Origin of the sequence: Serratia sp. JSRIV001, from assembly GCF_019968745.1 — a bacterium.
Taxonomy (GTDB): Bacteria; Pseudomonadota; Gammaproteobacteria; order Enterobacterales; family Enterobacteriaceae; genus Chania; species Chania fonticola_B.
Map to the genome: position 1 here is coordinate 3,817,266 of NZ_CP074147.1, position 12,749 is coordinate 3,830,014.

General features: G+C 43.5%; 12 protein-coding genes and 1 pseudogene. 2 read left to right on the forward strand and 11 right to left on the reverse strand.

Annotation, left to right across the window (positions count from 1 at the left end):
• From KGP17_RS17730 to KGP17_RS17765, 8 genes are all read right to left on the reverse strand, one after another.
• Complete coding sequence (locus tag KGP17_RS17730; RefSeq protein WP_223498084.1) at positions 1–429, reverse strand: hypothetical protein; 429 nt, start codon at positions 427–429, stop codon at positions 1–3.
• Positions 404–730, reverse strand: coding sequence for a hypothetical protein (locus KGP17_RS17735; RefSeq protein WP_223498085.1), 327 nt, complete (start codon positions 728–730; stop codon positions 404–406). The genes KGP17_RS17730 and KGP17_RS17735 overlap by 26 nt, the downstream gene beginning before the upstream one ends.
• Before the next feature lie 68 nt (positions 731–798).
• Entirely contained in the window at positions 799–2,760 is a 1,962-nt protein-coding gene (locus KGP17_RS17740; RefSeq protein WP_223498086.1) for a phage major capsid protein, read from the reverse strand.
• Between the two features lie 65 nt (positions 2,761–2,825).
• The gene (locus KGP17_RS17745; RefSeq protein WP_223498087.1) at positions 2,826–4,358 is read right to left on the reverse strand and encodes a phage portal protein; all 1,533 of its coding nucleotides are present in this window, start codon (positions 4,356–4,358) and stop codon (positions 2,826–2,828) included.
• Positions 4,355–4,843 carry a C25 family peptidase C-terminal domain-containing protein gene (locus KGP17_RS17750; protein WP_223498088.1) on the reverse strand — a complete coding sequence of 163 codons (489 nt, stop codon included), beginning with the start codon at positions 4,841–4,843 and terminating at the stop codon, positions 4,355–4,357. The genes KGP17_RS17745 and KGP17_RS17750 overlap by 4 nt, the downstream gene beginning before the upstream one ends.
• Complete coding sequence (locus tag KGP17_RS17755; RefSeq protein WP_223498089.1) at positions 4,843–6,732, reverse strand: terminase gpA endonuclease subunit; 1,890 nt, start codon at positions 6,730–6,732, stop codon at positions 4,843–4,845. The genes KGP17_RS17750 and KGP17_RS17755 overlap by 1 nt, the downstream gene beginning before the upstream one ends.
• On the reverse strand, positions 6,732–6,899 hold the full coding sequence (locus KGP17_RS28005) for an FmdB family zinc ribbon protein (protein ID WP_223498090.1): 168 nt from the start codon (positions 6,897–6,899) through the stop codon (positions 6,732–6,734). Before KGP17_RS28005 ends, KGP17_RS17755 begins: the two co-directional genes overlap by 1 nt.
• A gap of 1 nt (position 6,900) precedes the next feature.
• The gene (locus tag KGP17_RS17765; RefSeq protein ID WP_223498091.1) at positions 6,901–7,344 is read right to left on the reverse strand and encodes an endonuclease domain-containing protein; all 444 of its coding nucleotides are present in this window, start codon (positions 7,342–7,344) and stop codon (positions 6,901–6,903) included.
• A 136-nt stretch (positions 7,345–7,480) separates the two neighbouring features.
• Between KGP17_RS17765 and KGP17_RS17770 the strand changes: the two genes are divergently transcribed.
• Positions 7,481–7,903 (forward strand): H-NS histone family protein, encoded by a 423-nt coding sequence (locus KGP17_RS17770; RefSeq protein WP_223498092.1) that lies wholly within the window; start codon positions 7,481–7,483, stop codon positions 7,901–7,903.
• 38 nt (positions 7,904–7,941) lie between these two features.
• On the opposite strand, the gene KGP17_RS17775 is transcribed toward KGP17_RS17770, so the two are convergent.
• The 3 genes and pseudogenes from KGP17_RS17775 to rsuA form a co-directional block, all read right to left on the reverse strand.
• The gene (locus KGP17_RS17775) at positions 7,942–9,453 is read right to left on the reverse strand and encodes a recombinase family protein (protein WP_223498093.1); all 1,512 of its coding nucleotides are present in this window, start codon (positions 9,451–9,453) and stop codon (positions 7,942–7,944) included.
• Positions 9,454–9,493: 40 nt separating this feature from the next.
• Positions 9,494–9,889 (reverse strand): annotated as a pseudogene (locus KGP17_RS17780) (MFS transporter); the annotation flags it as partial.
• Between the two features lie 30 nt (positions 9,890–9,919).
• On the reverse strand, positions 9,920–10,633 hold the full coding sequence (rsuA, locus tag KGP17_RS17785; protein ID WP_223498094.1) for a 16S rRNA pseudouridine(516) synthase RsuA: 714 nt from the start codon (positions 10,631–10,633) through the stop codon (positions 9,920–9,922).
• Between the two features lie 285 nt (positions 10,634–10,918).
• Here rsuA and KGP17_RS17790 point away from each other — a divergent pair, with 285 nt between their 5' ends.
• Entirely contained in the window at positions 10,919–12,676 is a 1,758-nt protein-coding gene (locus KGP17_RS17790; RefSeq protein ID WP_223498095.1) for a DEAD/DEAH box helicase, read from the forward strand.
• The last annotated feature ends 73 nt before the right edge of the window (positions 12,677–12,749 follow it).

Sequence of the window (12,749 nt, forward strand, 5' to 3'; positions counted from 1 at the left end):
TTATTCCTTTATACTCATTAAGTATGAGAATTGAAGTGTGATTGAACCGTTAACTTCACCAATAGAACTTTCGGTTACATAAGCAATTGAGCTATTTGATGGAGTAATGCTGAAAAGTTTGTATGTCGGTAATCCTTTTGTTCTTCCGTTGATAGACATTAGTTTCAAAATCGCTTGAGAAACTTTTGATTCTTCGGATTCACTCGAAAGGTTTACTGTAATGTTTAGAGTTGCTGTTAAATGTGGTGAATTCAAATTAGGACGACTGTATTCTTCTTCAAATCCTAAAATCATTGCTTGAACTTTTTTCTTTGATGACGTTGAAAAACCTTCTTCAACAACTTCAACTCCAATTTCTTTAAGGAATTTTTGAATAAAGCGTTTGAATTCGATAGCTGGAAGATTAGTTGTATTTTGAATTGCGTTCATCTGAACTCTCCAAACTAATATAGAAATCTGTTAACCCTGAAAAATCGTTCATCCCATACATAACCTTGTAAGTAATTCCTTCATGCGTGAATAAATCACCGTCTTCGAAGTCGGATGTTTTTGCAGTAATATAAAGTTGCTGGGAAACGAAATTGGAGTCTTCAACCTTTGACGATTCAAAGATAACTCTCACAGGTGTATCACCCTTTTGAACGTCAATTCCAAATCGCTCCAAGAAAGCTTCCTGTTGCTTGTCGTTGAACTGACTTTTATTAGGCTGTTTGTAGCGAATATTAATCATAGATTCTCCTTTTACTTTATTTAGAGCCAAAAAAAGGAGAGCATTTGCTCTCCTTTTTAATCAGCTAATTACTTAGCAGCTTTAGCTTCAGTGCCTTTCTTTTCTAGCAGTTTCAGCTTCTGAGTATCAGTAACTTTCCAGTCAAGATCACACCAGACGCGAGGAACGATAGCACCACGACTACGATAGGTTGTGTCGTCGATATCCAGTGACAGACCAGACCATTCAGCGATAGTCAGACCGGAGAAGTCACCAGCAAGAACTTTATCAGCAGCGATGCGACCGGTTGAAACAACGTCATATCCGCCCAGTTTACGATCATCATTGATGATGTAATCGTGAACGTTAGAATCGCGTAGTGTACTCATCAGATCAGCTTCCATTGAGCCGTTCATAACGTATTTGAATACAGATGGATCAACACCTTCGTCAATCAGACCAGCAGCGAATTTCAGGAACTCTTTATAAGACATACCAGACTGAACAGCGGTCAACTGAGCGATGATTGATTCAGGAGTGTTTGCATCACCTGCGATAGAACCGAACATCAAACCTTCTAGTTTAGCGCGGCTGAATTTCACGATGTGATCAGCGATATAACCAGAGATATTAGGCATAGTCATTAGAGCTTGACGAGACAGAGGATTACCACCGGTGAAAGTATGTGGAGTTAGCGCAATGTCTTTGAATTCTGATTTACCTTCTGGAGATTCACCATTTTCAGCTACGAATCCGAATGAATCAGTACCCGATTTAGTCATGCCTGGAACAGTAATCGGATTTTCAAGACCCGAAAGAACGTTAACGCCCAGTTTATCAACAACACTTGGTCCCAGCAGCAGTTCAACGAAACTGTCATAACGAGTTACGGACTGTTTAATTGGATCAAGAGAAGCAGAAACGTTACCACCAGGTGCAGCACGCAGAGCAGCAACAGGAATATGAATACCGCGAGCAACAGAACCACGTTTCATAGCTTTACGGGTCATTTCTTGATGATATTCAGCTTCAGCACCGCGAAGATTTTTACCATCCATCAGAGAGCGGAAAGCAGTGTCCAAATTGAAGCGATTTTCTAAAGTTTTTTGTGTATCTTTTTGCATAGTACGAATTACCGCCGGTGCTTTAGTTTGAGAAGGTTTAATAGAACGTTTGAACTGGCGAGCAGTCATGTTATTAGCGATTGCTTTACGAACTTCACCGCGACCAATTCTGTAACGTTCAGCGATTTCTTCGATTTCTTCGATTTCTTCTTCGCGTTCTTCAGCAGTCAGTTCGGTTTCTTCTTGAGATTCAGTTCCTGCATTAGCCAGATCTTCGTCGGCAGTAGCTGCAATTTCAGCTTCACCAGCAGCCTGTGCTTCTACGATTTCTTCCAGCATTTCTTCACGTTTTGCACGATCTTCATCAGACAGTTCTTCGATATCAGCAATAGTCATGTCTTCCAGTTCTTCAGTAGACATTTCATCAATACGTTTAGCGCGTTTGGCCATTTTGTTTTCCTTTGAATTAATTTTTTTGTTAGTAACATTGATATTTAGTGATCTTCCCAACCCAACGGAATCGTCAGCAGGAACAGTTACGAAACTAATTTCGTATGGTGCCCATTTCGTAACTAATAGGTTTTCCCCTTGAACTTCGTATTCAACTAAGTCGTAACCGAAAGAGATTTTTGTAATCGTTCCTTCTGCAACTTTTGCTGAAACTTCTTGAGCTAGTTGTCCGTGTTGACTGAATTGAACCTTTGCGCGACCTATGCGATCAGAATCAATTCGAACTGAACCTTGAATAACTTTTCCAAGATGTTTATCGAAGTCATGGTTGAATAGCAGTGCAGCACCGTTATTAATTCTTGTTAGATCAGCATTATGTGATCCTTCATGAACCAGAATTTCATTAACAAGAATTGGCTGACCGAATTCATCTAGGATTTCTCGTTGAACAGGAGCTTCAGAACTGAAAGCAATATCAAATACGCCATCAGTTGATTCAACTTGTCCTACAGAGAAATCACGACGCAACTTCAGCATGGTTTCTCCTTTTAAAAAGCGACTCTTACGAATCGCTAACAATTTTATTTAGTAATGCGGGGTTTTTATTCCTGATTTGAATTAGCTTCAGAAGATGCAATTGCAGGAGCTTCAGCAACTTCAACTTTCGCAGCTTGTTTAGGAACGAAACGTTCTTTTTCAGATTCAACTTCAGCAAAGACCTGTTCAGGATCATCACCACGTTCAAGAATGATTTGAGCAGCAGATTTAAATCCGTTATCAACCAGCTTCACGTCGTTTTCGGTATCTTTAACAGGGTCAATTGATTCACGTCTTGGGAATGTCCAAGCAGTTGAAGAAACAATTGAAGGGATAGCAGTCATTTTGAATTCAAACATTTCAGTTCGAATCATGAAAGTGATCCATTTTTCAAACAGAGGAAGCAATACAACTTCTTGCAACGTGCTTTGAACGTTTTTAAAGTTTCCTTTTTCGTTCATTGCACCGAAACGAGCAGAGGAATAGTTAACACCTGCGGTATCACCTTTATAACCTTGCTTGTAGAAGTTCATACCCATTGCTAAATGACCATCTAGCAAATCAGAGAAGCTATCAGCGTTATCAGCGCCTTGCGTTGCGGTGAATTGTTTTATGTCATGACCAGCAGGCAATTTCTGCAACATACCAGCTTCGATTTCTTGAATGATTTCGGGTTCTTCATAATCTTCATGATCATGTTCACCGTCTAAACCTAAATCGATATCTTGCTTAGAGTCTTTATCTTGAATAATAAAACCAGCGGAACTAGCAGCTTGACGTTTTTGGACGATTGCATATTTAATGAAGTCACCGTAATGAATAACAGTTTCCATAACAGCAGTTAATTCAGTAATGCCTCGTTGCTGACCGGGGAATTTCTCTAAGTAATAATGAATTACTTCATCAGCAGGAACACCAATCAATTTCCCTGAATGAGTATCAGTTGTTTTATCGATTTCTTTAAAGAAATAGCGAATTGGTTCATCAGTTTCGTTATCGTATTCAATACCGTTTCGCGTATATGAGGATTCACTTTTTGATGTTTCACCATAAGGGACACGATCAGCGCCGATAATTTCAACTTTAAAATCTTCATCAGTTTCATGAATTCGAACAAAAACTTCTCCGTCAGTAAATCTCGCAGATTCAATCAGCAATGCAAAACTGCGCCAATTATGCTTGTTATTTCTTGAGAAGCGTTTTCTACTCTCAGACCAATATTTAAAGTTATCAAGAATTCGCTTGTTAATGATTTTATTCAGTTCACCTTCTGCTGTAGTAATTCGAGGTTGAGGGTTAATTCCGTCAGCTCCTACAACGTTATCAATGTGATATTGAACAGCTTTCTTAATATGCGGATTATTTATAACAAGTGTTCTTGCATAATCTCGTTGTGAATCAGCAGCAGCCCTAATAGCATTGCTAATTGAACCTCTAACAGTGTTCTGTTCGAAGTCGCCAGTTAAACGTGTTGGGTTTATGCCTATAAGACGTTTCTCCAACTCCTTTTCATAAGTTTTGTCATTCAGAACGGTCAACTTTGGAGCCTTTCTGCGTTTAACTGGCATTTTTTTGGTAAATGCCGGAAACCATTTCATCTCGGATTAACAAACCTCGCTTTGATATTGATGATTGGAGATTTCCCTTTTTTCAGGTTCTCAGACTGAATTAAATCAGCAAGTTGATCAGTGAATTTCTTTCTCGCATTCATCAGGGTTTCAAGTGTTTCATAGACGTAACTTTTACCGTTAATACTCATCGATTGAACAGCGTCAACGTTATTCGTTAAACGTGCTTCGATAACAGCATCAAGGTTTTTAATCATCTCTCGTAAAGAATCTTTCTTGCTTGTATTTATAAACGGGGATTTTATGCAAATCGCTTCTGTTGAAATGAATTTACCGTTTTTAGTAATAACAATTGAATAATGACCAGCTTCAAACATGCTATCAATTTCAATAGATGCCTCTCCTGATTCATTAGCTTGCTTTTGTGCGAAGATTTTATTATCTCTACCAACTGTTACTTGAGAGTCAGATTCAGTTGATACGGTAATATTCTCTCCTATGTAAAACTCTCTCATTAGCTCATCCAGCCTCTTTTTCGTTTATTAGGATTTTTTCGAGCTGTCGGTGTAAGACGCTCTTTTAACTGTTTAACAGTTGGTTTTTCTTCAGTGACTTCTTGAACTTCTTCATGCTCAATAACAACAGGGTCTTGTTTCTTCGCGTACCAGTAATTCCAGTTGAATTTATCAAGAACTTGGAATCTAGCAGCCATACCGTAATTCAACGTATCAAGACATTCGTTTCTTACACCACCGGGTTTAAGCATCCAGCGTTGACTATTACCGGAACGTTTTAATTCTTCGGACATAAGCTGTTCGCAATAATCGTCTGGAACATGAGTCTTAGAGATTCGAACATCAATAGGTTTCACTGCACCCGGTTTAACAGCACGATTGAGCATTTCGCGAATGAAAGTCTTACCTTTTGATACACCGAGATTATAAAGTTCATAGCCGCCTTTGTTCGAAGGAGCTACAGGAACAATAGGTGCGTTAAGCTGTGAAGAACCTTTAATTGCTTTAAGGTTCGTCCATGTTGTACAGAATCGATAAACTGTTTTAGTGTTATCACCTGAGTCCATATTCACCCAAGCCATAGGCAATGAACGACCGCTAACAGTTTTGAAAGGTGCTTTGATAAACGCTAGAAGTTCTTTATATGACTTATCCTGAATATTAGAGGTGCTGATTGTTCTGATAATCTTATGACCGAGAATATCAACACGATGCTTTGTGTGACCTAGAACAGTTACTTCAATGCGGTCGCCCTGTAAGTCGATACCGGCAGTTAAAAATTGAACATCATCATCTATATCCTCAAAGCTGATATCAGATTTCAATTGTTCAAGTTTCCACACTTCGATATCTTCATTCAGATCATCAAATGGAAGTCCTAAGACTGTGTTATAAAAAGTGCTCAATGAATAGCTTGAAAATGCATCAGCGTATTCTTGAACTAACGATTTAATTGAAGCTGTTGGACTATAAAGTCTGCTGATATGAAAACCGATTGTTGAAGCACCTGGATTAGTAATAACCCAATGTCCTTTACTCACTGCTTGAAGTCTCTCAGATTCTTTAAATTTGTGAGCACACTCTGGACATTCATAATAAGCTGTATCAGCGTCAGGAACTTGTTTCCCTTCTTGAATCTTCTTATCAAATCTCACATATTCCCATAGCATTTCATGCGAGTGATTACACGCAGGACAAGGGATATGATATTTTCGTTTATCACTTGAATCGTATTGCGTATTGATAGCACCATATTTACCTGTTGGAGTTGAACAGATAAAAATTCTCGCGTCTTCTCCGAATGTCGTTGCGCGTTGTTCAGCAATAACAATCGGATTTCCTTCATCACTGTCGGTTTCAACTGCGTCAACTTCATCAAGAAGCATCAGAGGTAATGTTTTACCGCGCAAGTTAGACGGTGAGCCTAGACTCATGAAATACCAGAAACCACCATTTCGTAGCTGAATCTGATTGGTGTTATTAACCGCGTTACGGTCATTCTTATCAGTGATATATTTTTGCATCTCTGGAGAAGCGTCAATCATTGGACGAATCTTGCCTGATAGCCATTGATTTGTTTCTTTACCAGTCGCCTGTAAAACACCTGCGTTGCCTGGATCTGTTGCTGTTTTGAAGAACAGAACACCGTTCAGAATAGTGGTTTTTCCTATCTGTGCCGAAGTCATGAAAATGATTTTTCGTTTGTCTTCATTAATGCTGTCAATCATTCCTTTCTGGAATTCAAACAGTTTCATTTTTCGACCAGCATCAACACCATCAGGGAAGACTAAATTGTCCTCAACCCATTCTGATGGACTTAGTATTGGCGGTGGTAAGATAAAGCTTTGAGATTTTCGCAGGATTTTAAAAAGTTTATCCTTGAAAATCATTAACGGAGTCCTGTGTCGTAATAACCACCGTTAATAGCTCGCGGTGCTGTTGTAATTTGTTTTGCTTCTTTGCCACATTTCGGACAAGTTGCTGAATGTCGATCTGCAATTCGCTTCATGCGATCAAACGATTCTTTACATGAACAGCGATATGTATATGTAGGCATTTTAATTCTCCTTTAGCATTTTCTTATATTTAGCGATGTATTCCTTTTTCGTTTTGAAGTCATGCGGAACAAGCGCTTTCATTTCGGCTAAAGTTAATCGACTGAACGCTTTTACTTTGTCAGGAGCCCACTTAGGATGCTTAGGATTCAACGAATAATCTTTCTTGAGATAAGCTATTAAGTTTTCTAGATAGTCGAGGTATTCGACGGAGGACTTCAATCCTGAGCGATTAAACTTGTGTAGCAACGTTCCTTCAAGCGTGTTGCAATTAGGATGCAATAGCTGTCTGCAACGACCTTCATTTAATCCGGTCAGTTCATGATTATGATCAAGGTGCATTTCATTCACAGCACCTAGGGGATGATTACAAAGAGGGCAGATTCCTTTTTGATGATCAAAAAGTTTCTGTTTGTGTGAGAGAATATCTTTAGCAGCTAGTAACATGATTTCACCTGTTAAAAGCTGTATTTATGAGAATAGGACTAAAGTTTTACATAACCAATCAAACCTTATAACGTCCTATATGTTGTAACCCATTCTCTATGTTGATATGATTTTGCTTTCATCAAAGGAGATAAGCATGGACTTACAAAGCGTTAAAACACATCTTGAATCACTGACTGTCAGCGATGCAAAACGATTCATCAGCGACTTGGAAACTTTCGTAGTCGAACTGGAAGAACGTGGAAAGAAAGAAGCTGCACTAGCTATCAAGAAACGTGCTGAAGAAGCGGGATTAACTGTAGACGAACTATTCAAGTTCTTAGGCGGTATTGGCGCGATGAAATTGAAGAAAGAAGGCGGAAAACGCACTTCTACTACTTTCGATTTTTTGTATAAAGGCAAGCAATACATATTTAATCGTTCAGGTCGTGAATCGGCAGAAGTTGCAGAAATTTGTAAGTTGCTCAATCTCGAAGATAAGAAAGCGCTAGTATCTTTGTTAAGCAGCAACAAACATAAAGAATTGGGCATTACTGATTTAGAAATTACTACTAACTAAGTTCAAATAAAAAAGGGGAGCATTTGCTCCCCTTTCTTTTACTCAGTTTCCGCTAAAGCTTTTATTGCCTCTAAATCACTGAACATCGATATTTCTCCATTCTTCATAATAAATCCCTGAAAGTTTCCATCGATTTTCTTGATTTTGATTCTGTACCAGTTCTGTTCAAGATTAGGACGCCACACTTGAATAACATCAACAATTCGTTTTACTTGAATGTTGTATTCATTCGCGTCTTTTACACTTGCCAATTTCTTAACATCAGCATTGTTCACTCCAACTTTTTTCAACGCTTCAGCTTGCAACTGGGATTCCAAGCGCTCTATGTCTTTTTCCATGTTTCTTAGTATCTCAAACATCGACAACGGCGGATCAGTCATTTCTAATAGCTTTTCCTGAATGCCTCCTAGCTTGTCCTTCTTCGCCTGTATCTCTTGCTTGATAACATCTGTCTGATCTTTTACTACGCTGGAAATCGTCACCTTGTCGATTACCTTTTTAAGCACTTCAGACAGATCAGGAATCAGTTTCTTTTGATCACATGATCCGTCTTTTGCAGCAGCGCAATAATAATAGTGATAGACCTTGTTATTCAACTTTCTAGGACCATAAACGATAGTTGAACCGCAGATGCAACGAACGACACCTTTAAACGGAAAATTGCTAGACGTTACGCCCTTGGATGATCTCTTTTCATCAAACTGGATAAGAAAAAATTCTTTCTTGCTGATCACTTCAGGATAAACGTTTTCAACGATTACAGTTTTAATCTGTTCATCTTCGATTTGCTCGGTGAGTTGATGCGCACCATATAAAGCTGGATGCGTCAGCAAGTGTTTAACAGTCTGATTCGACCATTGTTTACCTAATGAAGATTTGATTTCTTTTTCATTCAGCGTTTGGGCTATCTTATGTTTGCCTAGCCCACGTTGACGCATTTCTACTATCATTTTTACAACAGAAACGCGCTCATTGAACTGATAGCCTGTTTCATCACTGTTCAACTCCAACCAAAAAGGCAATCTGCGTTTTGCAATTTTACCTTCTGTAACAGCCTCTTTAGCGCGTTTCTTTGCATCGCGAACCAGTTTTGATTTTCGCTGTGATTCCTTATGAGCAAGATCAGCACTGATAGCCACTTGAATAATGCTCATAGTATCGTTGAGTGAGTCACGATTAAGAATTACACCAGCAAGGCTTTTCGCGTCAGTTCCTACAAATGCGACGTTTACACCCTTCAACAAAATCTGACGTAACATGTTATGCGTATCGTCAAAGCCTTTACGACTCAGACGGTCGATCGCCTCAATCAACACATACGAACCCGGAGTGATCCTCCCTGTCTCAATCGCTTGAAACAGTTCATTCAGTGAAGCACGAACTTTAGACTTATAGGCGCTGATACCGAGATCATGAAAGCTGAGAGGCGCAAGCGTCAGATTGTGTTGCTTGCAGAACGCCTCCGACGCTTCGATCTGACGCTTGAGACTTGCGCCGGTCGCTTGTTGCTTACTACTAAAACGCACGTAGCTATAAGCGTATGTGGTCATATCATTGTTTCCCTTACAATTTTACGTTTTGTAAGTCATGAAACTCCACTTTGGTGAACATGTCACGCATCAGGGCGTTGATCACTACGCTTGCCGCCGCTGCGGCCAGGCCGTGCAGGAAACGCAGGTTGATCAGTTGCTCCACGGATTGGGCCATCGCACAGGCCCCACCGGCGATAGCAAAAATCAGCGTGCCCCACAGGATCACCGGCTTGCGACCAATGCTGTCGGACATCGGCCCATAGAACAGTTGGCCAACGGCAAAGCCCAGCATATAGGCGCTGAGCGTCATCTGCACCCGGCCAGACTCCACGCCAAACTCTTGGGCGATTATCGGCATGCTGGGCAAGTACATGTCGATCGCCAACGGCATCAGCATGGACAGTAGGCCCAGAATAAAGATCAAACCGAGGTGAGAGGTCCGGTTCTGTTGCACGTTCAACGACTCCTTGGTCGGTCGCAAAAATTAATCCAGCAGGTGCGGTGCGCCTACACTGGCAATCTCTTCTTCGGTCAGCGGGCGATATTCCCCCGGTGCCAAATCGTCATCCAACACAATGGCGCCAATGCGCTCACGGTGTAATTCGATGACCCGGTTACCCACGGCTGCAAACATGCGCTTCACCTGATGGTAACGCCCTTCGCTGATGGTGAGGCGCACCAGGGTATCTTCGATTTTTTCCAACTTCGCTGGCTTGGTCAGATTTTTTTCGTTATGCAGCTGCACGCCTTGCTCGAACTGCTGAGCGGTATCAGCGGCCAACGGATGTTCCAACGTCACCAGATAGGTTTTCTCACACTCGTGGCGCGGTGAGGTGATACGGTGCGACCACTGGCCGTCATCGGTCATCAGCACCAGGCCGGTGGTATCAATATCCAGCCGCCCTGCCGCATGCAGCTTGTACGCAACGGGTTCATCCAGGAAATAGAGCACGGTTGGATGATCCGGATCGTCGGTTGAGCACACATACCCCTGTGGCTTATTGAGCATGAAGTAACGTGGCCCGTTCAGCTGTGACAACACGTTGCCATCAAACCGCACTTCCTGTTCCGAAGCCAGCTTGAGCGCCCCGCTCTTGACCACTTCACCGTCTACGGTGACACGTTTTGCACGGAGTTCACGCGCTACCAGCGCACGGCTGATACCCAACTGCTGAGATAAAAACTTGTCCAGTCGCATTGAATCTGCTTTGCCTGTCGTTGTTATGATCGCATTGATCTGGTTGCTAAATATGACGCCCCGTTGTCGCACCAGGTGCAGAAAACAGGTTCGAAGAGGATGTTCGCGTAGGGTAGCCGCTTAGTATAGCGACGGAAACGATGCCATAACAGGGGTAATTTCCATGCTTCTCGCACTGCGTAGCCGCAGAGGGCATAATAATAGAAATTTTTCCGCCGTCTGAGGAGCAAAATGTCACAATTTCAGTGGAATGTTACAGCCCACTTCAGCGAGCGATACTAACGCATGGCTTTTACCCTACGCCCCTATCAGTTGGAAGCGGTCGATGCCACCATCAAGCATTTCCGCCAACATCCTGAACCGGCCCTGATCGTACTGCCAACCGGCGCAGGCAAAAGCCTGGTGATCGCCGAGTTGGCAAAACGCGCCCGTGGCCGAGTGTTAGTCCTGGCTCACGTTAAAGAGCTGGTGGCGCAAAACCATAGCAAATACTGCGCTTACGGCCTGGAGGCCGACATCTTCGCAGCCGGGCTTCAGCAAAAAGAGAGCAGCGGCAAGGTGGTGTTTGGTAGTGTGCAATCGGTAGCACGTAATTTATCGCTGTTCGACGGCGCGTTTTCACTGCTGATCGTCGACGAATGCCACCGCATCAGCGACGATGACGACAGCCAATACCAACAGATTATTCAACACCTGCAAAAAACCAACCCACAGTTGCGCCTGCTTGGGTTGACGGCCACCCCTTACCGGCTGGGCAAAGGCTGGATCTATCAATATCACTACCACGGCATCACCCGTGGCGACGGCAACAGCCTGTTTCGCGACTGCATTTATGAGCTGCCGTTGCGCTATATGATTAAACACGGCTTCCTGGTGCCGCCAGAACGGCTGGATATGCCGATCGTGCAGTACGATTTCAGCCGCCTGGAGGCCAGAAGCAATGGTTTGTTCAGCGAAGTGGATCTTAACCGCGAGCTGAAACAGCAGAACCGCATTACGCCGCACATCATCAGCCAGATCGTCGAATACGCAGAAACCCGCAAAGGCGTGATGATTTTTGCCTCCACGGTAGAGCATGCCCGTGAAGTGCATGGCTTGTTGCCAAGCGGGGAGGCGGCGCTGGTCAGTGCAGAAACGCCCCCCGGCGAACGTGACGCGCTGATCGAAGCCTTCAAGCAACAGCAGTTGCGCTACCTGGTCAACGTGGCGGTGCTGACGACGGGTTTCGATGCGCCTCATGTCGATCTGATCGCTATTTTGCGGCCCACCGAGTCTGTTAGCCTGTATCAGCAGATCGTCGGGCGCGGTTTACGGCTGTCCCCAGGCAAGACCGACTGCCTGATCCTGGACTACGCAGGCAATCCCCACGATTTGTTCACGCCGGAAGTCGGGGTCAGCAAACCCCACTCAGACAGCCAACCGGTGCAGGTCTTTTGCCCTGGCTGCGGTTTTGCCAACCTGTTTTGGGGCAAATGCACCGAGAACGGCGACATCATCGAGCACTATGGCCGTCGCTGTCAGGGCTGGCTGGAAGATGATGAGGGGCATCGCGAGCAGTGTGACTATCGCTTCCGTTTCAAATGCTGCCCGCACTGCGGCGCAGAGAACGATATTGCGGCACGCCGCTGCCATCAGTGCCAGGAAGTGCTGGTCGATCCGGATGATATGCTGAAGGCCGCATTGAAGCTGAAGGATGCGCTAGTCCTGCGCTGTGGCGGAATGGAACTGCAGAGCGGCAAGGACGACAAAGGGGAATGGCTGAAAGCCACCTATTATGACGAAGATGGCACCAGCACCAGCGAACGGTTCCGCCTGCAAACGCCCGCACAACGCAAGGCCTTCGAGATGCTGTTCCTGCGCCCGCACCAACGGGCACCAGGCGTCCCCTTCAGTTGGCAAAACGCAGCGGACATTCTGGCTCAGCAGGCGCTGTTGCGCCATCCAGACTTTGTCGTCGCACGTAAACGCGGCCAGTTCTGGCAAATACGTGAAAAAGTTTTTGATTATCAGGGCCGCTTTCGCCGTGCCAATGAGCTGTATTAGACCCGAGCGGCAGGTTTTCATTGCCCAGCGAGCGGCTTTCCGTTAAAATGCCGCCCGCTTTACCTGGGTTCGC

Bases quoted from the DNA above. Each gene is read 5' to 3' on its own strand.
- KGP17_RS17730 (WP_223498084.1), bottom strand. From the start codon at position 429: ATGAACGCAATTCAAAATACAACTAATCTTCCAGCTATCGAATTCAAA.
- KGP17_RS17735 (WP_223498085.1), bottom strand. From the start codon at position 730: ATGATTAATATTCGCTACAAACAGCCTAATAAAAGTCAGTTCAACGAC.
- KGP17_RS17740 (WP_223498086.1), bottom strand. From the start codon at position 2,760: ATGCTGAAGTTGCGTCGTGATTTCTCTGTAGGACAAGTTGAATCAACT.
- KGP17_RS17745 (WP_223498087.1), bottom strand. From the start codon at position 4,358: ATGAAATGGTTTCCGGCATTTACCAAAAAAATGCCAGTTAAACGCAGA.
- KGP17_RS17750 (WP_223498088.1), bottom strand. From the start codon at position 4,843: ATGAGAGAGTTTTACATAGGAGAGAATATTACCGTATCAACTGAATCT.
- KGP17_RS17755 (WP_223498089.1), bottom strand. From the start codon at position 6,732: ATGATTTTCAAGGATAAACTTTTTAAAATCCTGCGAAAATCTCAAAGC.
- KGP17_RS28005 (WP_223498090.1), bottom strand. From the start codon at position 6,899: ATGCCTACATATACATATCGCTGTTCATGTAAAGAATCGTTTGATCGC.
- KGP17_RS17765 (WP_223498091.1), bottom strand. From the start codon at position 7,344: ATGTTACTAGCTGCTAAAGATATTCTCTCACACAAACAGAAACTTTTT.
- KGP17_RS17770 (WP_223498092.1), top strand. From the start codon at position 7,481: ATGGACTTACAAAGCGTTAAAACACATCTTGAATCACTGACTGTCAGC.
- KGP17_RS17775 (WP_223498093.1), bottom strand. From the start codon at position 9,453: ATGACCACATACGCTTATAGCTACGTGCGTTTTAGTAGTAAGCAACAA.
- rsuA (WP_223498094.1), bottom strand. From the start codon at position 10,633: ATGCGACTGGACAAGTTTTTATCTCAGCAGTTGGGTATCAGCCGTGCG.
- KGP17_RS17790 (WP_223498095.1), top strand. From the start codon at position 10,919: ATGGCTTTTACCCTACGCCCCTATCAGTTGGAAGCGGTCGATGCCACC.